The sequence below is a fragment of the Catellatospora paridis genome (assembly GCF_009720365.1).
In the GTDB taxonomy this organism is placed as follows: Bacteria; Actinomycetota; Actinomycetes; order Mycobacteriales; family Micromonosporaceae; genus Catellatospora; species Catellatospora paridis.
The window spans coordinates 354248-378810 of record NZ_ML769312.1 but is presented as its reverse complement, the minus strand read 5'-3'; the positions used below and the strand labels follow the sequence as shown (position 1 = coordinate 378810).

Sequence of the window (24563 nt, the reverse complement as noted above, 5' to 3'; positions counted from 1 at the left end):
GCACTCGCAGGGTCAGGGCAGGCACTGCTCGATGATGTCGGCTGCCCGGGACGCTCCACCTGCGGCCGTGATCGCGCGGCGCATGTGGTCCACCCCGTCCATGATCGACGGGTCCTTGACCATGAGTTCGATGGCGGTCTTGAACGCGCCGGGGTCGGCATGGTCGTCGGGCAGCCGGGCGCCCAGCCCGAGCTGCTCCACCCGCAGCGCGTTGGCCTCCTGTTCGAGGGTCTGCGGTGCGGCGAGCACCGGCACGCCCAGGCTCATCGCCTCCATGACGCCGCCCATCCCGGCGTGGCTGACCATGGCCGTGGCGTGGGCGAGCACGTCGAGCTGCGAGACGAAGCGGTGCACCTCGACGTTGGCTGGCACGCGGCCCAGCGCGGCGAAGTCGATGCGCTCGCCGACGCCGAGCACCACGTGCCAGTCGCTGCCGCCGAACGCCTCGATGCAGTGCCGGTAGAAGTCGGGCCGGGCGTTGTAGACGGTGCCGAGGGTGACCAGCAGCACGTCGCGGTCGCGCGGCGGCCGCCACCGGGCCGGGGGGCGGCGCAGGCACGGGCCGACGAACCGGTAGCCGGGCCCGAACCGCTCCCCCGCGTACTGGAACGAGCGCGGGTAGAACGCCAGGTGCGCCTCGGGCTGCGGGCTCAGGAACTGCGCGGGATCCAGGGCCGGGCAGTGCACGGCGAGGAACGCCTCCAGCCGGGACAGGTAAGTCAGCAGCACCGGGTCGGCGGGGTCGAAGGCGTTCAGGGCCTGGCCCATCGACCAGTGCTCGTTGGAGACGAGCATCGGCCACAGCTGGATCGAGGGCACGTCGAGCCGGGCGGCGAGCACCCGCCCGGCGAACGCCATCCGGTCGAAGACGACGAGATCGGGGCGGTCGTCCCGGTAGCGGGGCGCGAGCTGCGTGTAGGTCGCCTCGGCTTCTTCGAGGAAGCTGAGCAGCGTCTGGCTGATGTAGCCGTCGCGGCAGGGCACCCGCAGCGACGGGTCGTGGTCGGCCGGCCGCAGCGACCGGTACGGCTGTACGACCGCGCCGGCCGCCTCGACGGTCGCGCGGCGGTCCTCGGTGGTGCAGTAGGTGACCCGGTGCCCGCGCCTGGTCAGCTCCTCGACCACCGGCAGGGTCGGGTACACGTGCCCGATGGCGGGAATGTTGAAGAACGCGATGTGCCTACCCACGGCAGGCCGCCAGTTCGGACAGCCGGTCTCCGGGCCGGGCGACCGCGGCGGCGAGGATCTGCTCGTACCGGCGGGCCAGCTCGTCGACGGTGTCGGGCCGGAACAGGGCGGTGTCGTAGCGGATCCCGGCGCGCAGCCCCGTCTCGTCGAGCCGCCAGATGTCGAACACCAGGTCGTGCAGCACCTTGGCGTGCCCGTGCGGGAACCCCTCGACCAGCACCGGGCCGAGCTGCGAGACGGACGCGGGGGTGTCGTTGCGCATGCTGAACACCACGTCGAACAGCTGCGTCCGGCCCGGGTCGCGGGGCACGCCCAGTGCCGCGATGACCCGGCCGAGCGGCACCGACTGGCGTTGCAGTCCGGCGATGACCGAACTCCGGGTGCGTCTGAGCAGGTCGGAGAAGCTCGGGTCGGCGGACAGGTCGGCGCGCAGCGCCAGGGTGTTGGCGAACAGCCCGACCACCGGCTCGAACTCGGCGCGCACCCGGCCGGCGACGGGGGTGCCGACGCAGAAGTCGTCCTGGCCGCTGCGCTCGCCGAGCAGCACCTGCAGCGCGGCGAGCAGCACCATGAACGGGGTGCACCGGGATTTGCGGGACAGCTCGACGACCTGCGCGGCCAGTTCCGGGCTCATCTGGCGCAGGTGCTCGGCGCTGTGCGCGGACTTCTCGGGTGGCCTGGGCAGGTCGGTCGGCAGTTCCAGGGGCGGCACCCCGGCCAGGCGCTCGCGCCAGTACGCCAGGTCGCCGGCCTGGTCCTGCTCGGACTGCCACTGCGCGAAGTCGCCGTACTGCAGTTCGAGTTCGGGCAGGTCGGGCTTGACCCCGTCGAGCGCGGCCAGGTATGCGGCGCGGATCTCGCGGCCGACGATGCGCAGCGACGCGCCGTCGGCCAGCAGGTGGTGCATGGTGAAGCACCACACGTGGTGGTCGTCGGCCAGGCGCAGCAGGCTGGAGCCGACCAGCGGGTCCGCGGTGAGGTCAAGCAGCCGGTGGGTACGGGCCGACAGCAGTTCGGCGGCCCGGTCCTCCCGCTCGTCGGCCGGGAGCCCGCACAGGTCGGCGACCTCGGTGTCGATCCCGGCGGGCGGCATGACCACCTGGACGGGTTCGCCGTCGCGGAGCACGAAGCCGGTGCGCAGGCTCTCGTGCCGGTCGACGACCGCGCTCACCGCGGCCTGCCAGGCGGGCACGTCCAGCGGCCCGCGCAGCCGCCAGTTGAGCACCAGGATCGGCGACGCGTCGCCGGGGTAGGCCGTACACAGGTACCAGAAGCGCTGTTGCAGCGCGGACAGCGGCAGGTGTCTCATGACCGGTCCTCCACCATCCTGGTGATCGCTTCGAGGGTGTCCGACCCGGACCCGAGGTCGATCTCGACGCCGAATTCCAGGTCGATGGCGTCGATGAGCCGCAGCGCGCCCAGCGAGTCCAGGCCCAGGGCGCGCAGCGAACCTCCGGTGAGCGCCTGTCCGGCGGTGACCGCACCGCCGGTGACGTCCTGGACCAGTGCGGCCACGCGCCGGTTCAGTTCGGCGTTCACGGCTGGGCCCGCAGGAACGCGGCGATGTCGGCGATGGTGGGGGTCTCGAAGAAGACCTCCAGCGGCACGTCGCGGCCGAACTGCTGCAGGATGCGCACGTTGATCCGGGTGATGGTCAGCGAGTGCCCGCCGAGGTCGAACAGATCCTCGTCGAGGCCGATGTCGGCGACGGACAGGACCTCCTGCCAGATGCCTTGCAAGACCCGCACGAGCTCGTCGTCCTCGCCCGGGACGGGGGTGCCCGACGGCGCGCGGGCCGGGGCCGGTTCGGGCAGTGCGGCCCGGTCGAGCTTGCCGCTGGGGGTCACCGGCAACCGGTCGAGCAACGTCCACGAGGTCGGCACGGTCGCCGCCGGCAGCTTCGACGCGAGGTGGCGGCGCAGCTCCGCGGTGTCCGGGGCGGTGCCGGTGGACACCAGGTAGGCGGCCAGGTCGCCGCCCCGCAGCGCGACGGCGGCCTGGGTGACGCCGGGAAACGCGCGCAGGTGGGATTCGATCTCCTCCAGCTCGATCCGGTGCCCGCGCACCTTGACCTGGCTGTCGGTGCGCCCGCCGAAGACCAGGCGGCCGTCGGCCGACCACCGGCACCGGTCGCCGGTGCGGTAGAGCCTCCCGCCGGTGTACGGGTCGGGGCCGAACCGCTGCTCGGTGAGGTCAGGGCGGCGCAGGTAGCCGTCGGCGACGCCGTGGCCGCCGATGTACAGCTCGCCCCATACGCCGATGGGCAGCGGGTGTCCGGCACCGTCCAGGAGGTAGGTCTGCGTGTTGGCGATCGGGCGGCCGATGGTGATCCGGTCGGGCTCGGCGGGAATCTCCTCGGCGGTCGACCAGATCGTGGTCTCGGTCGGGCCGTACACGTTGACGAGCCGGGTGACCCGCGCCCGCAGCCTGCGGGCCAGGTCGAGCGGGAGGGCTTCGCCCCCGGCGAGCGCGGTGACCGCGGACCGCCCGTCGAAACCGGCTTCGAGCAGGACCTGCCAGGCCGACGGGGTGGCCTGGACGTGGGTGACGCCCTCGCGGGCGACCAGCGCGCCGACGGCGCGGCCGTCCAGCGCCCCGGCCTCCCCCGCGATCACCAGGCGGCCGCCGGTGACCAGCGGCAGGAACAGCTCCAGCGCGGAGATGTCGAACGACAGCGGGGTGAGGCCGAGCCACCGGTCCCCCGGCCTGCTGCCGACCGTCTCGGCCATGCCCAGCAGCAGGTTGGCCAGCGCGGTCTGCGGCACGACGACGCCCTTGGGGCGGCCCGTGGTGCCCGAGGTGTACATGACGTACGCGGTGCCCGCGGGTACCTCGCCGCCGGTCGACGCGGCCGGAACGGCGTCGAGGCCGTCGAGGACCAGCGCGGGCCGGGCGTCTTCGAGGATGAGCTCCTGCCGGGCCATGGGATAGGCCGGGTCGACGGGCACGTACGCCGACCCGGCACGCAGCACCGCCAGCATCGCCACGAGCGCCTGCCGGCCGCGGGGCATCCGGATCGCGACGAGTGCGCCCGGACCGGGCAGCCGCGCGGCCAGCTCGGCGACGGCGTCGTCCAGTTCGGCGTAGGTCAGGCGGTGGTCGCCGTCGACGACCGCGATGTCGTCCGGGCGCAACCGGGCCTGGGTGGCCAGCAGCTGCGTCACGGTGCCCCGCTGCTCGCGGGCGGTGCGGTTCCAGCCGTGCAGGACCGATTCGCGCTCGGCGGCGGGCATGACCGGCATGGACGCGACGTCGCTGTCCGGGTCGGCGGCGACGGCGGCCAGCACGGTGCGCAGGTGTTCGCCGATCCGTTCCACCGCGGCGGTGGGCAGGTGGGCCGGGCTGTGCTGGAGGCTGACGGCGAGCTCGCCGTCGGGGCCGTCGACGAACTGCAGGTGCAACGCGTTGCGGGCGGCGCCGTGGAACAGCGCCCACTGCACGTCGGCGGTGACGCCCGGGAAGGCGGGCGCCGGGCCGCGCCGCCGGTAGCCGACCGACACCGGGGTGAGCGCCGGTGCGGCGCGCAGGCCGCTCACGACGTGGGCCAGGGGCACGGTGCGGTGCCGGTACAGCTCCCGCAGGCGCGTACGCAGCTCCCGCGCGTAGTCGCCGAACCGCCCGACGGCCGGTGCCACGCTGACGGGCAGCTCGTTGACGTGCAGCCCGATCCGTGGCGCGGTGTGCTCGTCGCGGGTGGACAGCCCGACGGCGACGGGCAGGCCGGCGTTGCCGTAGCGGGCCAGCAGCACGTGCACGGCGGCGAGCACCGTCTCGAACCGGGTGAGGCCGGCGACGTCGGGCAGGCGCAGGGTGAGTTCGACGGTGTGCCCCGGCTCGGCGGCGGCCGGTGTGCCGGTCAGGTCGGGCAGCACGGCCTCGCCCGGGTCCGTCCAGTGACGGGCCCAGTACTCCCGCGCGGATGCCACGGCGTGCTCGCCGGGTTCCCCGTCGGCCAGGGCGGGCAGCGGCGTGAGCTGTGCGCCGCGGTAGGCGGCGGCGAGGTCGTCGAGCAGCAGGTCCTTGGACATGCCGTCGAAGACCAGGTGGTGCGCCGTGAACAGGAGCAGGTGCCGGGTGGGCGTGTCGCGCAGCAGCACGAACCGGGCCAGCGGCCCGCGGCTCAGGTCGTACGGGCGGGCGATCTCCTCGCGTACCCGCGCCTCGCTGTGCGGCGCGTCGCTCAGCGTGATCTTCTCGGCGGCGGGGACCAGGCGGGGCAGGTCGCCGTCGAGGGCGACGGCGCAGCCCAGGACCGGGTGCCGGGCGACGGTGGCGGCGCACGCCTCGCCGAGGGCGTGCCGGTCCAGCTCGCCGTCGAACCACACCCCGAGCGCCATGTGGTACGCGGTGCCCGCGATCGCCGCCTGCTCGGTGAACCACACGCCGTGACTGATCGGGTTCACGCGTCACCTCCGGTGCCGGCGGGGAAGAGTCCCACCAGCTGTCGTTTGAGGACCTTGCCCGCGTCGTTGCGCGGGAGCTGATCGAGCACGAGCAGGTCGCCGGGCAGCTGGTGGTCGGCGAGCCGCTCGGCGAGGAACGCCCGGATGCCGGGCAGGCCGACGTCGGCGGCGTCCGGGCGGGGCACGATCACCGCGGCGAGCCGTGCGCCGAGCACCGGGTGCGGCACGCCGACCACCGCGGCCGCGGCGACGCCGGGGTGCTCGTGCAGCGCGGCCTCCACCTCCAGCGTGGAGATCTTGTACGCGCCCGACTTGACCACGTCGCTGTCACGGTCGGACAGGAACAGGAAGCCGTCGCGCAGGCGGCCCAGGTCGCCCATGCGCACCCAGCCGTCCCGGAACGTGTCGCGGGTGGCGGTCTCGTCGCCGAGGTAGCGGCGGGCGTGCGGCGAGCGCAGCCACACGTGGCCGACCTCGCCGTCGGGCACGGGCCCGCCGTCGGCGTCGGTGATGCGTACCGCGCCGGTCGTCACGCGGCCGACGGCGTCGGGGCGGGCCGGGTCGAAGACCATGTTGGTGTGGGCGGGGGCCGCCTCGGTGGAGGTGTAGTGGTTGACGATCGCCGCGTTGGGAAATGCCTGGTTGAGCCGCAGCGCGACGGCCGGGGGCAGTGGGGCGGCGGTCGAACCGACCAGGTGCACACCGGACAGGTCGACGCCGTCGAGCGCACCGGATTCGAGCAGCTCGATCGCCGTCGCGGGCACCAGGAAGACCGTGCCGACCTCGGGCAGCCGGGCGGCGAAGCGCCGGGGCGTGAAGCGCGGCAGGGTCAGCGCCGAGGGCCGGGCGGTCAGCGCGTTGACGAGCATGGTCTGCGCGGCGTTGGTGCCGATCGGGAAGGCGTGCAGGAAGCGCCGGGAGTGGGCCAGCGCCAGCCGCTTGGGGTGGATCAGCGCACCGTCGGTGAGGTTGGCGTGGGTCGCGGCGACGGCTTTGGGCTGTCCCGAGGTGCCCGAGGTGAACAGGATCTGGGCGATCTCACCGGGGCGGGCGGCGTCGAGCGGGTCCGCCGCGGCCAGGCGGTCGGCGTCCGGCATACCGGTCTCGACGAGCGCGTCGACGTCGCCGCGCCCGTTGATCACGAGGTCGGCGCCGCATCCGGCCAGCAGCTGGGACAGCCGGGCCGGGGGCAGCTGGTCGGGCAGCGGCACGGCGACCGCGCCCGCCCGCTGCACGCCGCAGTACGCGACGGCGAAGCTCGTCCAGTCGCGGCCGGCGAAGACGAGCCCGACCGGCGCGCCCGGGGCGAGGCCTTTGGCGCGCAGCGCCGCGGCGACCGCGGTCGCGGCGTCGTCCCACTGGGTGAAGGTCAGCGTGTCGACGCCCGCGACCTCGATGGCGACGTCGGAGGGGTTGCGGGCACGCCGCCACGCCAGCAGCCCGGGGACTGTCCGGCATGGTTGTAGCGGTGGTTCGCCGATCCCGGGCATGGGAGAACGTCTCCTAACGCGACCTGGAGCGGGGATCGGCATCTCGCCCGCGTATCGACACGAGTCTGCATCCGGGGGCGGCGGGCAGGGATCGGCCGAACGGAGGAAAGCGCTTTCCGCCATCGACGTCCTACGCTGGCGTGATGTCCACCCACGGCCGCACCGCCGACGCCGCAACCGCGCTCCGCGACATCGTCCTGCCCCCCGGCGGCGTGGCCGTCGCCGGCGACGGCCTGCCGGAGATGACGACCAGGCTCGACGTGCCGGGCACCGCGCACGCCGCGTACCTGTCAGCGACGTTCGACGGACCGGCCGACCCGGGCGCGCCGCTCACCTGGGGCCAGCGCGCCCTGTGGATCGCCATCCGCCGCCACGGCGCCAGCCACGCGATGTTCAGCCTGCGGCGCGTGGTCGCCGCACCGCGCCGCGCCGCCCTCGACGTGCCGTCGGCACTGCGTGCGGTGAGCGCCCTCGTCGGCCGGCACAGCTCGCTGCGCACCCGCGTCCAGGAGGTCGACGGGCAGCTGCGCCAGGTCGTCGCCGAGCAGGGCGAACAGCCGGTGCTGGTGATCCCGGTCGGCGAGCCGCCCGGCGACGACGGCGCGGCGCTCGCGGCGCAGGTGGCGGCCGAACTGGCGAGCACCCCGTTCGACCACGACCGGGAGTGGCCGCAGCGGGTCGCGCTGCTGGTGGCGGGCGAGCGGGTGTGCCGGATCGTCGTCGTGTTCAGCCATACCACCGTCGACTTCCGGGCCGCCGAACTCGTGCTGCGCGACCTGCGGCTGCTCCTGCTGCGCGGGGCGGTGCCGACGCCGCCACCCGCGCAGTCGGCCGACATCGCCCGACTGGAGGACAGCGACCGCCTGCAGCGCCGCAATGCCCGCGCGGTGCGGTACTGGCTGGACAGCCACCATCGCCTGCCCGCCGACACGCTGCCCAGCGTCGGGCCCGTGCACTCCCCTCGTTTCCAGCGCTGCGTGCTGACCTCACAGGCCGCCGACGCGGCCGCACGCACCGTCGCCCGGCGTGAGCGGGTGTCCAGCTCCACGGTGCTGCTGACCGCTGTCGCCGGGGTCATCACGGCCTGGTCCGGGCAGGACACGTGCGGGATCTACACGATGGTCAACAACCGGTCCGCTGACGAGTACCGGGAGGCGATCTCGAAACTCAACCAGCTCGGCCTGCTGGTGATCAGCGTGGCCGACCGGCCCGTGTTCGCCGAGGCGCTGCCCCGGGTCTGGCACGCGGCGGTGGAGGCATACCGGCACGCGTACTACGACCCCGACCAGATGGCGCGGGCGCACGAGGCGGCCGGGCTGCCGTACGCCACCGGGGTCAACAAGCACTGCTACTTCAACGACATCCGGCTCGCCCCCGAGGCCGAGCTGCCCGGCGACGACCTCGACGCCGTCGCGCTGCGTGCCGCCATGGACGACACCAGTTTCGCGGTCGCCGAAGGCCTGGACACGTTCACCTGGCTGATGCGGGTGGAGGTGATCGACACACCCGGCGGGATGGGCCTGGCCGTCACCGGCGACACGGCCCACCTACCCCCCGACGTCGCCGAACGCTTCCTGCGCGCGGTCGAACGGCTGCTGGTCGATGCGGCGCTCGGCCATCTCCCCTGGCCCTGGACGTCGGCCGCGAGCCCGGACCTGCCCGCGACGCCCGAACCCGTTGCACCCGTCCGCCGCGCATGACACGATGCACATCAATACACGCCTCTCTATATAGGAGGGTTTCCATGGCACGTGTGCTCCGCCACGTCGCCGCTCGCCTGATGGGCAGGTCCCAGGTCAGCGGCCGGTATCCGTACTGGTTCTACAACTACCCGGAGTAGGCCGACCGGCATCTCGGAACCCCGGTCGCGGGACCTCGGTCCGGGGACCTGCGGCCGTGGGGAGACGGCGATGGCACAGGCCGAGCAGCGCACCCGGCCACCGGGGCCGCGCGGGCACTGGCTCATGGGCAACACGCCCGCCTACGACGACGACCGCATCGGCTTCCTGCGGCGCACCCACCACGAGTACGGCGACGTGTTCGCCTTCGACGAGCGCACGGTCTTCGTCACCGCCCCCGAGACCGCCCACGAGGTGCTCGCGCGCACCAACACCGACTTCCTCACCGAACTCGCGCCCTTCGACGCCCGGCCCGACCTGGGCGACGCCGCCGGCCAGGCCGCCGCCTGGATGTCCGCGCGCCGCACGGTGTGGCCGGGACTCAACCACACCGCCGCCGCGGCCGCCGACACCCGCACCGTCGCACTGCTCGACGAACTGACCCGGCCCGCCGCCGCAAGCGAGGTCGACGTCCTGCCCCTGGCGCGCGCGTTCACCGCCCACGCCATCGCCGAATACTGCTTCGGCCGCGACGCGCCCGGGCTGGCGGAACTGCTCGCCGACAACCTCGACATCACCGAGCCGTTCACCGCGTCGTCGTACCAGTTCCCCGCCTGGCTGCCGCTGCCCCGCCACCGCCGCTTCTTCCGGGTACACCGGCACACCGTGCAGACCCTGACCGCCCTGGTCCGGCGGCGACGCGCGGACCCGCGCCCGGCGACTCCGGCCGACCTGCTGGACTTCCTGCTCGACGCCGACCCGGCGATGCCGGACGGCACGGTGATGGCGACGTTGCGCGGCATCCTCATGGGCGGACACGGCATTCCGGCGGCCGCCGTCGTCTCCATCGTCCGGGAACTGGCCCTGCGGCCGGAACTGGCCGCCGACCTGCGCGACGAGGCGGGACCCGGCGATGAGCTCCCGAAGGCGCGGCTGCCGCTGGCCGAGGCGGTGGTCAAGGAGGTGCTGCGGCTGTATCCGCCGGTGTGGCTGATGACCCGGACTGCGTACCGCCCGACGACGCTCGGGAACTGGACGCTGAACCCCGGGGACGAGGTGCTGGTGAACCCGTACCTGATCCACCGCGATCCGCGCTGGTGGGAGCGCCCCGACGAGTTCGACCCGGGCCGCTGGCTCACCGGACGGCCCGCACCGCGGACGGCCTACCTGCCGTTCGGCGCCGGGCCGCGGGTGTGCGTCGGCTCGGCCCTGGCCATGCGCCAGCTCACCCTGACGACCTCGCGGCTGGCCCAGGCCTACACCGTCGCGTCGGCGAACGCCGTCACGGCCGCACCCAGGTTCCTCGGCCGGCTCGCCCCGTCGGGCCTGCGCGCGCGGTTCGCCCCGGCGCGCGGCTGCCCGGTCACGGGAGCTGGCGGCACCCGGTGACACAGGACGGGCCGGCGACCGGGTTTCTCCGGTCGCCGGCCCTCGGTGACGATTCACCGGCAGGTCAGAGCTTGCCCGCGCCCGCACCGGCGGTGACGGACGACTTGACCGCGCCAGAACTCTGCGCGGTGTAGCCGTAGGGCACCGAGGCCACGGAGCCGTTGGTCTCGCACGGCCCCGAGTTGGTGAGCAGGTTGTCGCGGGCCACCAGGCGGCCCGGGTCGGAGTCCGCGTAGCCGCTGGCCGACCAGCACGCCTGCACCACGTTCTCGAACACGTTGCCCTCGACGAGCACCCCGGCGTTCATGGTCGACGCGATGCCGTACGACGAGCTGTTGTTGTCGATGTTGGAGTAGTAGTTGTTGAAGACGTGGACCGTCTCGCCGAACCGCACCCGCGGGTTGCGTTCGAAGGTCCGGTCGAACCAGTTGTGGTGGTACGTGATCCGCAGGTGGCCGACGTCCTCACCGGCGTTGCCGTCGGAGTGCCCGACCAGCGAGTCCTTCCAGTGGTTGCGCAGGATGTTCCACGACACCGTGACGTAGTCGCCGGCATGCGTGATGTCGATCATGCCGTCGTAGAAGTCGACGTCGCTCTCGATGGTGCTGGACATCGTGTTGTGGTCGATCCAGATGTGGGTGGCGTTCTCGATCTGGATCGCGTCGCCGCCCGGCACCCCGCGGATGTTCATGTTCTGGATGATGACGTTGGCCGGGTGCATGTCCTCGATGTTGAGCGTGGTCGCGGAGATGCCCGAGTTCGCGCCGACACCCCGGATGGTCTTGTTGGCGGTGACCTCGACCGTGCCGGATCCGCTGAGCATGCCGTTGACCAGGATGGTCCGGGTGCCTGCGGCCTGGGCCTGGGTCCGGAAGTCGGCCCACGTGCTCACGGTGACCGTGGCTCCGCCCGCGCCTCCGGTGGTGCCGCCCGCCTGGGTCGCCCAGCCGACGATGCCCGTGGGCACCGGCGGTGGGCTGGTGCTCGGCGACGGCGGCGCGGAAGGCGACGGCGAGGCCGAAGGCGGGGTGGACGGCGAGCTGGACGCCGACGGCGGGGTCGACGGGCTCGGGCCCGCCGCGTCGGTCGCCACCACGTCGTCGAACGAGGCCGCGGTGTAGTTGGCCAGCAGCCCGGCGCGCCCGGTCGGATACGAGCCGTCCGAGACCGACACCACCTGGCTGCCGTTGACCGACCCGACCAGCGAGCCGCCGGTCGCGCTCAGGGCCAGGGTGTACCAGGTGCCGGTCGCCGCGGAGAACGGCGCGGTGGCCAGCACGGTCGTGCTTCCCTTGCGGATCTGCACCGCGGTCGAGGTCAGCACGAGGGCATAGAAGTTCGACGTGCTCTGGACGCGGGCCGCGACGCCGAGCCCGCGCGAGGCGGAGCCGCTGAAGGTGTTGGCCCGGACCTTCGCCGACACCGTGGCGGTCGACCAGGACGTGGAGCCGGCCAGGGCCTTGGCGCTGGCGCCGGTGCTCGACTGGGCGTAGGCGCCGGACGACACGGACCAGCTGCCACCGGACGTGGTCCAGCCGTTGGCGTTGCCGTCGTTGAAGTCGTCCGACAGGAGCGTGGCCGCGTTCGCGGCCGCACCGATGGTCAGGATCAGCGCCGTGACGGTGAGGCTGACCCCGGCGGCCAGGGCGCTGCGAGCGCGCCTGCTCCGCCGAAGGGGGACGTGCGCTTCCTGCACTGTAGGACCTCCCTGTGTTGGAATGCGCTTTCCCTCCAACGTAGGAAGACGTACTTAAAACAGTCAATGGCTTCTATGTGCAGTTTTGTTGCATCAAATCCGCCCGAACGCCAATGGCCGACGGTCGGTCGGCCCCGATAGGTCTGCTATGGCGAACTTTGCGGCGCGGGTGGACATCCCTCCGTTCGCAGGAATGGCACCGATCCTATGGCAAGCGCTTTCCCAGCCGCCAGTGCCGCGTCGGAGTAGCCGGTGTGCCCAGTCGGCGGGAATGTCGCGCACGGTGCCGGAGATTTCCCGCCGGAGAGTGTCGGATCCGCCGGGCACCGTTCGTAGTGAAGGCGAAGCCGGACGCCGTTCGGCCGACCAGAGGAGCAGACATGACCGAGTACCTCATCTACTTCAACCAGCAGTGGGTGGGCGACCACAGCGAGGAGTGGTTCCGCGCGCGCGGGCCACTGGCCAGGGCGGTCGTCGACGAGATGAAGGCCGCCGGGGCGTACGTGTTCGCCGGGGGGCTGGAGGAGGACAACGCGGCCTTCACCGCCGACGCCACCAGCGGCACGGTGCTGTTCACCGACGGGCCCTACGTCGAGAGCAAGGAGTTCCTGGGCGGACTGACCGTGGTGAACGTGCCCGACGAGGCGGCGGCCCGCATGTGGGCCGGCAAGATCGCGCAGGCGTGCGGCTGGCCGCAGGAGATCCGCCGCTTCAAGCCGCACGGGCCCGGCGGTGGAGCCGGGGCATGACGGCGAGCGGATGACTATAACGTCATACTTCGATACGCTCCCGTTTCTGGATGCTTTGTTTCCAGTTCCGGAAACGACCTGAGGAGGAGCGATGCCCCGCTCGCCATCGTCTGTCGTCGCTACGTTCCTGGCGCTCGTGTCGATCGCCGCCGCCCTGACCGTCCCGCTCGCCGTCGCCGCCCCGGCCGCCGCGGCCGCCGCCACGACCGCGCCGCAGCTCGTCATCGGCAGCGACTTCCCCGACCCCGACGTCTCGCGCTTCGACGGGGTCTACTACGCCTACTCGACCAACAACGGCTTCGGCAACGTGCCGGTCGCCTCGGCGTCCTCGCCGACCGGGCCGTGGACCCGGCGCGGCAACGCGCTACCCACCCTGGGCGCATGGGCGAGCGGCGGCCTGACCTGGGCGCCGGAGGTGTCACGCCGGGCCGACGGACGGTACCTGCTCTACTACACCGCCCGCAGCAGCGCAGTGGGCAGGCAGTGCATCGGCGCGGCGCTGGCCACCTCCCCGATCGGGCCGTTCACGCCGGTCGGCACCCAGCCGCTGGTCTGCAACGGCGGGGAGGGCGGCGACATCGACGCCTCCAGCTTCGTCGACAGCACCGGCGCGCGTTACCTGCTGTACAAGGACGACGGCAACGCCATCGGCCAGCCGACCAGCCTGTGGCTGCAGGGCGTGGCCGCCGACGGCCTGACCTTCCAGGGCGGCCGCGTCGAGCTGCTGCGCAGCGGGCTGCCCGAGGAGGCGGGTGTCATCGAGGCCCCGCTGCTGACCAAGGTCGGCACGCAGTACGTGCTGTTCTACTCGCTCGGCGGGTACGGCGGCGACGCCTATCAGACCAGCTACGCGACCTCGGCGGCGCTGACCGGGCCGTACACGAAGGCGTACCGCTCGCTGATCACCACCGAGAGCGTCGACGGCGCCGTACGCGGCCCGGGCGGCGCGGACGTGGTGCGCGACGCCGCCGGAGACAGCATCGTGTTCCACGGCTGGATCAACAACTACAGCGCCCGCGGCATGTACGTGGCGGCCCTCGGCTGGGCCGGCGGCTTCCCCGTGGTCCGGGGCAGCCGGGTGCGCACCGAGGCCGAGCGCGGCACCCTGAGCCGCTGCTCGATCCGGGCGACCACAACCGCGTCCCAGGGCCAGGCCGTCGCGTACATCGACTACGCCGACAGCTGGGTGCAGCTGAGCGTTTTCGCGCCGCGGGCCGGGGCCTACACGGTCCACGTCGGCTACGCCGCGGGTTTCGGCGACGCGCAGCACACGCTCACCGTCAACGGCGGCGCGCCGACGACCGTCAACTACCCGAACACCGGCTGGGAGACCTGGCGGCAGGCCCCGGCCGGCGTCACCCTGGCCGCCGGGTGGAACACCCTGCGGCTGACCTACCTGAGCCGCTGGGCCGAACTCGACTACATCGAGGTGGCCTGAGCAGAGGACTGCCCCGGCGGATGTCCCCCGCCGGGGCAGTCCTTCGGCGGGCCCGTCAGGACGGGCGGCCGGTGGTGTAGAGCCACTGGTCGAAGAAGCCGTCCAGCTGGCGGTCCGAGGCCTTCTCGGCCAGGGCGATGAAGTCGGCGGTGCTCGCGTTGCCGTCCTTGTGCTGCTGGGTCCAGGTGCGCAGGATGCCGAAGAACGTGTCGTCGCCGACTAGCCTGCGCAGCGCGTGCAGGGTCATGCCGCCGCGCTCGTACACGCTGTCGGAGAAGATCTCCTCACGGCCCGGATCGCCGGGCGGCACCTTCCACAGGTCGGACTTCTTGTCGGCGTAACGCTTGTCGTACTGCTGCTGCACGCTCGGCCCGCCGTCGTGCTCCTGCCACAGCCACTCGGCGTAGGTGGCGAAGCCCTCGTTGAGCCAGATGTCGCGCCAGGTGTCCACCGACACGCTGTCACCGAACCACTGGTGCGCCAGCTCGTGCGCCAGGATCACCGTGTCGGGGCCGTCGGCCCAGGTCTCGGCCGTGTACACCGGGCGGGTCTGGCTCTCCATCTCGTCCTCGACCCGCTTCTCGGCCACCACGATCCCGCCGTACGCGTCGAACGGGTACGGCCCCGCGATCGTCTCCAGGAAGTCGGCGACCTCCGGGGTCCGGGCCAGGTTGCGGTCGGCCTCCCCCACCGGCACCTTCTCGGCGATCGCGGTGATCATCGGCTTGCCCTTGTGCTCGCCCTGCATCACCCGGAACTTGCCGACGGCCATCAGCGCCAGGTAGGACGCCATCGGGGAGGTGACCTCCCAGCGCCAGGTGCTCCAGCCGCCGTCCTCGGTGCGCCCGCGCAGCAGCCCGTTGCTGATCCCGCTGTAACCCGGCGGCACCGTCAGCTCGATGTCGTACAGCGCCTTGTCGCGGGGGTGGTCGTTGACCGGGAACCAGGCCGCCGCCGACTGCGGCTCGCCGACCGCGACCGCGCCGCGGCGACTGGTGAAGAAGCCGTTGCCCTCGGCGTCGCGGTCGGGCGTGTCGGCGGGCCGGCCGCCGTAGACGACCTCGGTCGTGAACGCCGCGCCGGAGGCGATCGGGGCGGCCGGTGTGATCACCAGCTCGTCGCGCTCCCGGGCGGTCTTGGCGGCCCGGCCGTCGACCTTGACGCCGCTGACGGTCAGTCCGTACAGGTCGAGGTGGAACTCGTCCAGGGACTGGGTCGCCTTCGCACGCACCGTCGTGGTCCCGTCCAGCTGCCCGGTGGCCGGATCGAACTTGACCTTCAACTGGTAGCGCTCGACGTCATACCCGCTGTTGCCGTAGGTCGGGAAGTAGGGATCGCCGATGCCGGCCAGGCCGACCTGCCCGGTCAGGCTCGGGGGAAGGAGGCCGCAACCGGCCAGCAGGGATGAGGTGACGACCATCATCCCCACGATTCGGGCTTTTCGCATGGAATCACGTTAAGTGAGACGCGGGCTCCCCGCCGACGGTCGGCGAAGCTGAGAAGAACCTGAGATTCGCGGCATCAGAGCCCCGAGTAGCCGCGCGCGAAGTCGGCGGCGAGTTCCCGGCTGTAGACGTGGGTCGCCGCTGGGCAGGGCGCGGGCCGGCCGCAGCCGTCGCAGACGGGCTGGTCCACCCTCGGGTCGCCCTCGGCGAGCGGTTGGTCCAGCGCCGGGCGGGTCATCACGGTGCCGGGTTCGAGCGCGTACATGGTGTGCCCCCTCGCGTGCCGTGGACCGGCTCCGGACGAGGACGGCCTGATGACGTCGATTCCCGCGGGGACTTCGACACAAACCTGGGCCGTCACCTGCGACCCGATCGGATGATCGACGCCTTCCATCGTCCACATACGATGTGCGCACCATCCCTCTCCCCAGACAGGTGTGCGATGTCCACAGCAGACCCCACGGCCGTACCCAAGATCGCCTGGTCGCAGCGGATGGCCGGAATCCTGGCCAGCTCCATCGCGCTCCCGCTGGTCTTCGAGATCCTGCTGGCGCTGCTGGGCGACGATCCGTTCAACTTCGGCCGGGCGGGCGTGACCATCGTGGTGGTCGGCATCGCCGCGGGCGGGCTTTACCTGTTCCGGCCCGGCTGGCTCAACATGCAGCGCGCCCGTGCCACGTTCCTGGTCCTGGCAGGTCTGGGCACGGCGATCCACGGGTTCCTGGTCACCGCCGCGTTCGACCTGTTCAAGAACAAGGAGCTCGTGCAGGACGTGGTGGGCATGACGACCCTGCTCCTCGGGGTGACCGTCTTCGCCATCGGCTGCTTCTACTTTCGGGTCGAGGACGTGCAGGAGGTCATCGAGAATCCGACGACGACCCGGGTCCCCGTCGAGGAGATCGCCGTCTCGCCGGTGACGGGCGTCTACCAGGCCGACTCCACCGACCGTGCCTTGCTGGAGGCCTGCCGTGACGCCTTGAGCGTCGAACGGCTGCACTACATCGCGTTGTACGAGCCGCCGGACGCCGACCCAGCCGCACCGGCCCAGCGGGTCTTCAGCGTCGACACCTTCGAGCAGGCCAGGTACCGGGTACGCCAGCTCAGCGCGCACCAGCGTCGCGAGCTCTACCACGCCCAGGGCGAGCAGGTGTGCCGACTGCGCCACACCCTCGACCCGCAGCTTGCCCACCTGCACACCGGCCCGCTGGTCCGGCTCGTGCTCGACGTCGAGCAGGGCGCGATCTACTACTACGAGATCAGCCGCAACCCCAGCCGGCACCTCGTCGCGGTCACGCTCGACCAGAACCACGTCTACACCACCGACGCGGAGCTGGAGATGCTCAAGGGGAAGCTGCGCAGGGAACTCGGCCTGCCGCGCGCCTGACGATCGACTTTGCGCGGCGTCGATGGCCAGGCCTTCGATGCGGGTGCCGTGCTCACGATTCGCGGCGGTACCTGCCGGGGGACGTGGCATGGCTGCGTTTGAAGGCGGTGGCGAAGGCGAACTCGGAACCGTAGCCCACCTGTTCGGCGATGGATCTCAACGGTGCGTCGGAGGTCCGCAGCAGGCGCTCCGCCGTGGTCATCCGCCACCAGGTCAGGTAGGCCAGGGGTGGTTGACCGACCAGCGTGGCGAAGCGCCTGGCGAACGCCGCCCGGGACAGTCCCGCCTGGGCGGCGAGTTTCGCCACCGTCCAGCCAGCTGCCGGATCCCCGTGGATGGCGTGCAGCGCCGCGGCGACCGGCGGGTCGTTGAGCGCCGCCGCCCAGCCTGCGGTGCCGCCCCGTACGGGCTGTTCGTCGAACCACACCCGCAGGATGTACAGCAGCAGCGTGTCCAGCAGCGCCCGCCTGGCCGCGTCCGCGCCCAGGCGAGGATGCCGCACCTCGGCGGCGAGCAGCCGCACGGCCGAGGTGAGCTCCGGGTTGCGGCGGGACCGCGCCGGTAGGTGCATCACCGAGGGCAGGGTCAGCAGGAGCGGGTGAGCTCGGGAGACGTCGAGTTGGTACGCCCCGCAGAGCACCACGGTTTCGGGACCGCCCTGCCCACTGCGGTCGACGGAGTCCGACACCGACAGCGGGTCGCCGGGAACGCAGCCGGGCGCCACGACGGGGGTTTCCGGACTGTCGGCCAGGGTGTGCCCCGTGCCGCGGGGCAGGAACACCACGTCGCCTTCGCCGAGCGGAACGGGCTGCGCGTCCGGTGGCAGCAGCCAGCACGAGCCCTGCAGGATCACCTGGAAACCGGCCGACCCGGGCACCGAGGCGAAGTGCTGCCCCCAGGGAGCATGCCAGCGTACGTGGGCCGAGCGGGCCCGGCCGGTCCGCGTCACCGTGATCACGTCACTGAGCACATCCACCACCCGAGGGTACGGGTCGCGAGACGTGCGCTTATGAACCGGGCAGCCTCACACATGGATCGTCTCAGGACACGATCGTAGGTTCGTCGTATGACCATGATGACCGCACGGATCCACGAGTACGGCGCAGCGTCCGTGATCCGCTACGAGATCAGCGCCCGCCCCCGGCCCGGCGTCGGCGAGGTGCTCCTCCGCGTCGCGGCGACGTCGTTCAACCCGACCGAGGCCGCGTTGCGTGCCGGGCTGCTGCAGGGCTTGCTCCCCTTGGACCTGCCCTACACGCTCGGCTGGGACGTTTCCGGCACTGTTACCGAGGTCGGTCCCGGCACACCCGGAATCGTGGTGGGCGACCAGGTCATCGGGCGGCTGGATGACGCGGGTGCGGCCGCCGAATACGTCCTGGCACCCGCTGCCGCGCTGGTCCCGGCCCCCAGCCGGATCCCGCTCGCGCACGCGGCGGCCCTGCCCGTGGCCGGCCTCACGGCGTGGCAGGCGGTGTTCGAGCAGGGGAAGGTGGCCGGCGGCCAGCGGGTGCTCGTCAACGGCGCCGGTGGAGGTGTCGGCGGCTTCGTGACACAGCTGGCCAAGCACGCCGGAGCGCAGGTGACCGCGACGGCGAGTGCCCGCAGCGCCGACACGGTCCGCGGGCAGGGCGCGGATCACGTGATCGACTACACGGCCGTTCCGGTGGTCGCCGCGCTCGACGGTCACGTGGACACGCTGCTCAATCTGGTCCCACTCCGCTCGTCGGACACCGCGGCGCTGGCTTCGGTGGTGCGCCCCGGCGGGCGGATCGTGTCGATCGCGACACCGATCGAACCGCCCGCCGGCGCCGGAATCACCGCACTGCACCTGGTCGCCCGCAATGACGTCGCGCACCTGGCCGCGCTCGTGGATCTGGTCGACGCGGGCGTCGTCACCGTCGACATCAGCCAGACCCGGCCCCTGGCCGATCTTGCTGAAGTCCACCGCCTCAGCGAGGCCGGCCTGCTCCGGGGCAAGGTCCTCCTCATTCCGTGAGCGTCGGCCGACGCGCGGGGCGGCCTCGACCAGGCAAGCCGGGCCTGGTCGAGGCCGCGTCGATCAGAAGGTGTACGGCGTCGCGTACTGCGGCCGCAGGATGGTGGTGCGCGGTGCGGCCTGCCGGATCGCCGCCTCGAACGCGGCCAGCCGCTCGGCGTCGGCGGGCGCGACCGTGGGCGGGTTCTGCAGCGGCGTCTCGAAGTTGTCCCAGTGCACCGGCACCACGACCGCCGGGCGGTCCAGGGCCTCGATCAGCCGGGGCACGTAGTCGTGGGTGTTGCCGGTCGACGGCAGGGCCAGCATCGCGACGTCCGGGTTCAGCCCTCGCAGGTTGCGCTCGACGAAGTCGCTGGCGCCCATGAAGAAGACCGACGGTCCGTCCTTGACGGTGACCTGGTAGGACAGCGTGTCGCCTTCGGGCAGGTCGGCGATGGTCCGCGGGGCCGGGACGCCCGGGCTGGTGCGCACCCCGGGGAAGGCCATCGAGTACGCCGCGTTGCGGCTGTGCAGCGCGGACACCACCTCCACGGAGTAGTCGCCGAACTCCAGCACCTCGCCGCCCTTGACCGGGCTGAGCTGCCCGGCGGCCACACCCGACGCGAGCCCGAGGTGGTACGCGGTGAGCGTGCCGAAGACCCGTGCGCCGGTGCTCGTCGCGACGTGCGGCACGTCGTTGAAGTGGTCCCAGTGGGTGTGCGTGACGAACACGTTCTCCGGCTTGCCGACGTGCGCGGCGACCGTGGCCGCGTCGACGGTGAGCGCGGTGGCGGGGTCGAACGCGCCGGTGAACAGGCCGGTCGGGAACCGGGTCAGGTACGGGTCGATGAGCAGGGTGCGCGCGCCGACGTCGATGCGCCACCCGGAGGTGCCCAACCAGCGCAGCGTCGCCGCCTGCCGCTTGGCCGTGCCGGTCCGGGGACTGGGCGCGGCGGCGGCCGGGGCGGCGAGGGCCGGGGCGGCGGCGACCGGGATGGCGGCGATCGCGGTGCCCGCGGCGGCCGTACGCAGGAAGCGGCGGCGGTCGACCGAATGCTCGGACATGGGTGTTTCCCCTCGTGCGGTGGATCAAGATGACCACCGCAGCGAAACACCCATCCCGCGGCACCGTCCAAGATCGAAAGACGGCACCCGCCATATCGATCCGGATATCAGCGCAGTTCAGCCGATGCCCGGCGAGCCCGACAAGTGGCCCATGTCACTCGCCACGAAGGTCGTCCACGGCCAGCTTCGCCGCCCGTCCGAGCACCAGGTCGAGCTCCAGCCGCGGCATGGACAGCCGTTCGGTCTTGGCGAACACGGCCACCGCGTAGCGGCCGCCGTCGGGGTACTCCACGACTCCGGCCTCCATGTGCAGGCCCGGAAGCGTGCCGGTCTTGCCCGCCACCCGCACGCCCGGCGGGAACCCAGCGGCGAGCCGGGTCCAGAACAGCTGCCGGAACATCAGCTCGCGAACGGTCGCGCAGGCCTGCGCCGGGCCGGCCTCGTCCCGCCAGATGAGCCCGAGCAGCCGGGTGATCTCCTCCGGCGTGCTGGAGTTCGTGTGCCCGGGGTCGAACACCCGCAGTGCCCGGACCTGCGCGTCGGGCAGGGTCGGGAAGATCCGCGCGAACTCCGCGTCGTCCCGTGCCCCGACGTCGGTGATCATGGTTTCGAGGATCTCGCGCGGCCCGCCGACCAGGCGCGTGCGGGCTAGGCCCAGCTCCTGTGCGAGCAGTGGCAGCAGGTCCGGGCCGACGCGACGCAGCAGCAGGTCGGCGGCGGTGTTGTCGCTGACGGACATGGTGAAGTAGGCCAGGTCGCGCAGCGACAGCTCGACGTCGTCGGCGCAGCCGGCCGTGCCCCAGCCGCCGAGCCGGTCGGCGGCGCGCACCAGCATCCGGTCGGCCGGATCGAGGGAGCCCGCGGCGGTCTGCCGGGCGAACTCCAGTACCAGCAGGATCTTGAAGATGGACCCGATGACGACCTGGTCGTCCGCGCCGACCGCGACCTCCCGGCCGGTGTCGAGGTCGCGGGCGTGCAGCCACCCCTGCATGTCCGCGCCGGCGAACAGGTCCGCGATCCGGTTCGTGATCAACATCCGGTCAGCCTATGGTCGGACGGTGGATCTCTCCAAGCACCTGCGCTACTTCCTGGTCGTCGCGGAGGAACTGCACTTCAGCCGTGCCGCGGCGATCCTGGGCATGGCCCAGCCGCCGCTCAGCCAGGCGATGCGGCGGCTGGAGGACGAGCTCGGGGTGACCCTGTTCGACCGGCTGCCCCGCGAGACCGCCCTGACCGCCGCGGGGCACGCGCTGCGCGACGAGGCACGCGAGTTCCTCGCCGCGGAGCAGCGGATGCGGACCCTCATGAGCACCATCCGCGACGGCACGCTCGGCACCCTGCGCGCCGGGGTGCCGCCGGAGACACCGGCCGCGGCCCTGGGCGAGCTGCTGCGCCGGCTCGCCGAGCAGGCCCCCGGACTCGACGTCGACCTGCAGGAGCTGACGACCGCCGAGCAGCTGGAACTGCTCGCCGCCGCGCGGCTCGACGTGGGCCTGGTGCACCAGCCGATCGACGACGTGGACCTGCACGCCGGCCCGGTCATCCGGACCCGCCTGGGCGTGGTCCTGTCCCGCACCAGCCCGCTGGCCCGGTCGAACGAGGTCGCCCTGGCCGATCTCGCCGGGCACGGCCTGGTCGTCTTCCCCCGTGCCACCGCCCCCGCCTGGCACGATCACCTGCTCGCGGTATGCCGCGAGCAGGGCTTCACGCCGAGCCGGGTCCGGCACGCCCGCAACCCCGAGTTCCTGTGCGGGCTGGTGCTCGCCGGGCAGGGCGTGGCGCTGGAGCGGGAGTCCGCGACCCGCCGCGAGCCTCGGGTCACCTGGCGGCCGCTGACCGGCGACCCGCTGTGGCAGCAGGTCACCGCGGTGTGGCCGCGCCGGTCACCGCACCCGGCGGCACAGCGCTTCGCCACCGTCGCCGGCGAGGTCCTGGCCCGGACCGGGGCACTGCCCGCGACGGAGCGAGCGGCAGGGGCGCCGGCGCCGTGGTCGGTCGTCTTCCACACGGCCCCGGGCGTGTGACGGCCTCTGCCCGAGGGCGACCCGGCCGCCGCGGCGGGCGGGCGAGCCGCAGATGCCCATAACCCGCAGGTCAGGACCGCTTGCCGATAGGCTGGCAGATGAAGATCCAGACTGTCGCCACCCAGCTGGCGGATGCGGTCAGGGGGTCGGTGATGGCGGTAGGCGGTGCGGCCGACGCGAGCGCGGACGCGGCTTTCGACGCAGTGCTCGACCGCGGGCAGATCCATGCGGTCTATCAGCCCATCGTCGCGCTGGGCAGCGGCCAGACCGCCGGGTACGAAGCACTGGCCCGTGGGCCCGACGGCAGCGCGTTCGCGACGCCGGAGGTGCTGTTCCGGCACGCCGCGCAGGTCGATCGCCTCGCCGAACTCGACTGGGCCTGCGGGTCGGCATCCTTCCGTGGTGCCCTGGCCGCCGGAATGCCGCGCCGGGTGCCGCTGTTCCTCAACGTCGAGCCGGCCACGCTACGCACCCCGCCACCACCGGACGTGCTCGCCGTGCACGAAGCCGCACTGGCTCAGCTCCAGGTCGTGGTGGAGCTGACCGAACGGTCCCTGGCCGCCGACCCGGCCGCGCTGCTGGCGGCGGTCCTCGCACTGCGCGAGCGCTCGATACGCATCGCCCTGGACGACGTCGGCGCCGACCCCACGAGCCTCGCCTTGATGCCGCTGCTGAGCCCTGACGTGATCAAGCTGGATCGCAGCATCGTGCAGGGCCGCGTCACCCCGTCGGTATCGGCCGTCGTCAACGCGGTGCTGGCCGAGGCCGAACGCACCGGCGCGGCCGTGCTCGCCGAGGGCATCGAGACACCGCATCACCTCGCCGTCGCGAGATCCATGGGGGCAACCCTGGGCCAGGGCTGGCTGTTCGGCCACCCCGGTGCCCTCCCAGGCACGTTCGCGCCGGTCGACCTGGTGCTGGCGCACGTGGACGCGCCCTCCGTCACCGGGAGCACCCCGTTCGAGGTCGCCCGCAAACATCGGCCCGTCATCCGCACCACCAAGCAGATGCTCAAGTGCCTGAGCAGGCACCTGGAGAACAAGTGCCTGCAGGTGGCCGAGACCGCGGTGCTGATGGCCACCTTCCAGCACGTCCGCAACTTCGACGAGCACGCCCGGCGGCGGTACACCCACCTTGCCACGAGGTGCGTATTCACGGCGGTATACGCACAAGGCGTGCCTGCGCTGCCCGCCGACGGGATCCGCGGCGGGCCGCTGCAGCCCACCGATCCGCTGATCAACGAGTGGACCGTCGTCGTCCTCGGCAACCACTTCGCGGGCGGCCTGTTCGCCTACGACCGCGGCGGCCCTGGTGAGCACGACGATCGGGAGTTCGACTTCGTCCTCACCTACAACCGTGAGCTGATCATCGAAGCGGCGAAGCCGCTGCTGCATCGGCTGACTCCCGCCGAACCGGACACCTACTGGTAGGTCCATCACCGAACGGGCCGAAGCCGCCCCGCAGCGTGCATGCGGCTGCCCGGCTGGGGTTCAGGCGTTCAGCAGCGCGCGGACCTCGCGGGCGAGCTCGACCGACGCCTCGATCTCCACCTTGCGGATGGACACGCTCTCGACGTTGAACCCGAACGGCACGCCCAGCCGCCGGCAGAACGCGGCCAGCTCGCGGGCGGTCGCCAGACACTGCTGGTACGACTCGGTCAGCGGGTCCTCGGAGTAGCGCAGCGCGTTCTCCAGCCAGCGCGGCACGTTCACGCCCAGCCAGTGCAGAAACGACAGCGTCTTCAGCGAACCGCACACCGACAACGTGAAGATCACCGGGCGGGGCGCGACGCCCTTCTGCGCGCAGGTGTAGTAGTAGTCCGACAGCAGGCTCTTGGTCGCGTCGACGTCGTACACCACCTGCGTGATGAAGAACGACGCGCCGCGGTCCTGCTTGGTCAGCATGCGCAGGTGCTCGTCGCCGGTGCGGGTGTAGCGCTCGGTGATGGCGACCGCGCCCAGCGGCAGGTCGGCGCGCACCCGGTCACGCAGCGCGTACGCCTGCGTCAGCCCCGTGCGCACGCCCTTGTCCCGTGACGACGCGCCGACGAACACGCCCAGCACCCGGTCGGTGTCCACGTCGCCGAGCCAGTCCGCCAGCTCCGGCTCGGTGTACTTGCCGACGCACCGGTAGATGACCGACGGCAGTTCCCACGAGCCCAGGTGGTCGCGGTGGAACGCGACCGGGTCCATCGTCGGCAGGTACGGGAACGGGCGCTCCTGCGGGTTGCGGTCGCTCTCGTCGTCGATGTCGTAGAGGATCAGCCCGTCGAGGTCCACCGTGGCGAGCCGGGCGAGGGTGACCTCGGCGATCTGGGCGGCCTGCTCGGCTGTGACGCTGCGCCGCGGCGGCGTGATGCCCAGCAGCAGCACACCCGCCTCGGCCTGCGCCAACATCGCCCGCAGGGACCGGCGGGCAGGCGCACTGTCGTCACTCATGCGATTACGGTATCGAACCCGCTCGCACCGCACCGGCCCGT

At 72.3% G+C, this 24563-nt stretch carries 20 protein-coding genes; 8 read left to right on the top strand and 12 right to left on the bottom strand.

Translation table 11 applies throughout. From position 1 onward, the window contains the following. Positions 1 to 12 precede the first annotated feature (12 nt). The 5 genes from F9C41_RS01565 to F9C41_RS01545 are packed head-to-tail and all read right to left on the bottom strand — an operon-like array spanning position 13 to position 7081. Positions 13 to 1188 (bottom strand): macrolide family glycosyltransferase, encoded by a 1176-nt coding sequence (locus F9C41_RS01565; protein ID WP_155384761.1) that lies wholly within the window; start codon positions 1186 to 1188, stop codon positions 13 to 15. Beyond that, on the bottom strand, positions 1181 to 2497 hold the full coding sequence (locus tag F9C41_RS01560) for a condensation domain-containing protein (RefSeq protein WP_155384760.1): 1317 nt from the start codon (positions 2495 to 2497) through the stop codon (positions 1181 to 1183). The genes F9C41_RS01565 and F9C41_RS01560 overlap by 8 nt, the downstream gene beginning before the upstream one ends. Beyond that, positions 2494 to 2727, bottom strand: coding sequence for an acyl carrier protein (locus F9C41_RS01555; protein WP_230689200.1), 234 nt, complete (start codon positions 2725 to 2727; stop codon positions 2494 to 2496). The genes F9C41_RS01560 and F9C41_RS01555 overlap by 4 nt, the downstream gene beginning before the upstream one ends. Beyond that, complete coding sequence (locus F9C41_RS01550) at positions 2724 to 5591, bottom strand: non-ribosomal peptide synthetase (protein ID WP_230689199.1); 2868 nt, start codon at positions 5589 to 5591, stop codon at positions 2724 to 2726. The genes F9C41_RS01555 and F9C41_RS01550 overlap by 4 nt, the downstream gene beginning before the upstream one ends. Further along, positions 5588 to 7081 carry a class I adenylate-forming enzyme family protein gene (locus tag F9C41_RS01545; RefSeq protein ID WP_155384759.1) on the bottom strand — a complete coding sequence of 498 codons (1494 nt, stop codon included), beginning with the start codon at positions 7079 to 7081 and terminating at the stop codon, positions 5588 to 5590. The genes F9C41_RS01550 and F9C41_RS01545 overlap by 4 nt, the downstream gene beginning before the upstream one ends. A gap of 143 nt (positions 7082 to 7224) precedes the next feature. On the opposite strand from F9C41_RS01545, the gene F9C41_RS01540 reads away from it, so the two are divergent. Continuing rightward, positions 7225 to 8781, top strand: a complete 1557-nt coding sequence (locus F9C41_RS01540; RefSeq protein ID WP_155384758.1) for a condensation domain-containing protein — start codon at positions 7225 to 7227, stop codon at positions 8779 to 8781. Between the two features lie 210 nt (positions 8782 to 8991). Then, complete coding sequence (locus F9C41_RS01535; protein WP_155384757.1) at positions 8992 to 10308, top strand: cytochrome P450; 1317 nt, start codon at positions 8992 to 8994, stop codon at positions 10306 to 10308. A gap of 64 nt (positions 10309 to 10372) precedes the next feature. On the opposite strand, the gene F9C41_RS01530 is transcribed toward F9C41_RS01535, so the two are convergent. Beyond that, a complete protein-coding gene (locus F9C41_RS01530; RefSeq protein ID WP_230689198.1) occupies positions 10373 to 12004 on the bottom strand; it encodes a pectate lyase family protein in 1632 nt (543 codons plus the stop codon). Between the two features lie 380 nt (positions 12005 to 12384). On the opposite strand from F9C41_RS01530, the gene F9C41_RS01525 reads away from it, so the two are divergent. Next, positions 12385 to 12753 (top strand): YciI family protein, encoded by a 369-nt coding sequence (locus tag F9C41_RS01525; RefSeq protein WP_155384756.1) that lies wholly within the window; start codon positions 12385 to 12387, stop codon positions 12751 to 12753. A 91-nt stretch (positions 12754 to 12844) separates the two neighbouring features. Continuing rightward, positions 12845 to 14191: a family 43 glycosylhydrolase gene (locus F9C41_RS01520; protein ID WP_155384755.1), complete on the top strand. Its 1347-nt coding sequence runs from the start codon at positions 12845 to 12847 to the stop codon at positions 14189 to 14191. A gap of 55 nt (positions 14192 to 14246) precedes the next feature. On the opposite strand, the gene F9C41_RS01515 is transcribed toward F9C41_RS01520, so the two are convergent. Then, the gene (locus tag F9C41_RS01515; RefSeq protein WP_155384754.1) at positions 14247 to 15638 is read right to left on the bottom strand and encodes a M1 family metallopeptidase; all 1392 of its coding nucleotides are present in this window, start codon (positions 15636 to 15638) and stop codon (positions 14247 to 14249) included. Positions 15639 to 15712: 74 nt separating this feature from the next. Then, the gene (locus F9C41_RS01510) at positions 15713 to 15901 is read right to left on the bottom strand and encodes a hypothetical protein (RefSeq protein ID WP_155384753.1); all 189 of its coding nucleotides are present in this window, start codon (positions 15899 to 15901) and stop codon (positions 15713 to 15715) included. Positions 15902 to 16078: 177 nt separating this feature from the next. Between F9C41_RS01510 and F9C41_RS01505 the strand changes: the two genes are divergently transcribed. After that, on the top strand, positions 16079 to 17020 hold the full coding sequence (locus F9C41_RS01505; protein ID WP_155384752.1) for a hypothetical protein: 942 nt from the start codon (positions 16079 to 16081) through the stop codon (positions 17018 to 17020). A gap of 52 nt (positions 17021 to 17072) precedes the next feature. On the opposite strand, the gene F9C41_RS01500 is transcribed toward F9C41_RS01505, so the two are convergent. Further along, on the bottom strand, positions 17073 to 17996 hold the full coding sequence (locus tag F9C41_RS01500; protein ID WP_155384751.1) for an AraC family transcriptional regulator: 924 nt from the start codon (positions 17994 to 17996) through the stop codon (positions 17073 to 17075). A gap of 90 nt (positions 17997 to 18086) precedes the next feature. On the opposite strand from F9C41_RS01500, the gene F9C41_RS01495 reads away from it, so the two are divergent. Further along, a complete protein-coding gene (locus F9C41_RS01495; RefSeq protein WP_196279580.1) occupies positions 18087 to 19016 on the top strand; it encodes an NADP-dependent oxidoreductase in 930 nt (309 codons plus the stop codon). Between the two features lie 63 nt (positions 19017 to 19079). Here the strand turns inward: F9C41_RS01495 and F9C41_RS01490 are convergent, their stop codons facing one another. Together F9C41_RS01490 and F9C41_RS01485 are read right to left on the bottom strand one after the other, a co-directional pair. Then, the gene (locus tag F9C41_RS01490) at positions 19080 to 20060 is read right to left on the bottom strand and encodes an MBL fold metallo-hydrolase (RefSeq protein ID WP_155384750.1); all 981 of its coding nucleotides are present in this window, start codon (positions 20058 to 20060) and stop codon (positions 19080 to 19082) included. A 154-nt stretch (positions 20061 to 20214) separates the two neighbouring features. Further along, positions 20215 to 21096, bottom strand: a complete 882-nt coding sequence (locus F9C41_RS01485) for a serine hydrolase (protein ID WP_155384749.1) — start codon at positions 21094 to 21096, stop codon at positions 20215 to 20217. Positions 21097 to 21118: 22 nt separating this feature from the next. Here F9C41_RS01485 and F9C41_RS01480 point away from each other — a divergent pair, with 22 nt between their 5' ends. Further along, positions 21119 to 22084, top strand: coding sequence for a LysR family transcriptional regulator (locus F9C41_RS01480; RefSeq protein WP_155384748.1), 966 nt, complete (start codon positions 21119 to 21121; stop codon positions 22082 to 22084). Positions 22085 to 22182: 98 nt separating this feature from the next. Further along, positions 22183 to 23514, top strand: a complete 1332-nt coding sequence (locus F9C41_RS01475) for a sensor domain-containing phosphodiesterase (RefSeq protein WP_155384747.1) — start codon at positions 22183 to 22185, stop codon at positions 23512 to 23514. Positions 23515 to 23574: 60 nt separating this feature from the next. Here F9C41_RS01475 and F9C41_RS01470 read toward each other — a convergent pair whose 3' ends face one another. Beyond that, positions 23575 to 24522: a methylenetetrahydrofolate reductase gene (locus tag F9C41_RS01470; protein WP_196279579.1), complete on the bottom strand. Its 948-nt coding sequence runs from the start codon at positions 24520 to 24522 to the stop codon at positions 23575 to 23577. Positions 24523 to 24563 lie beyond the last annotated feature (41 nt).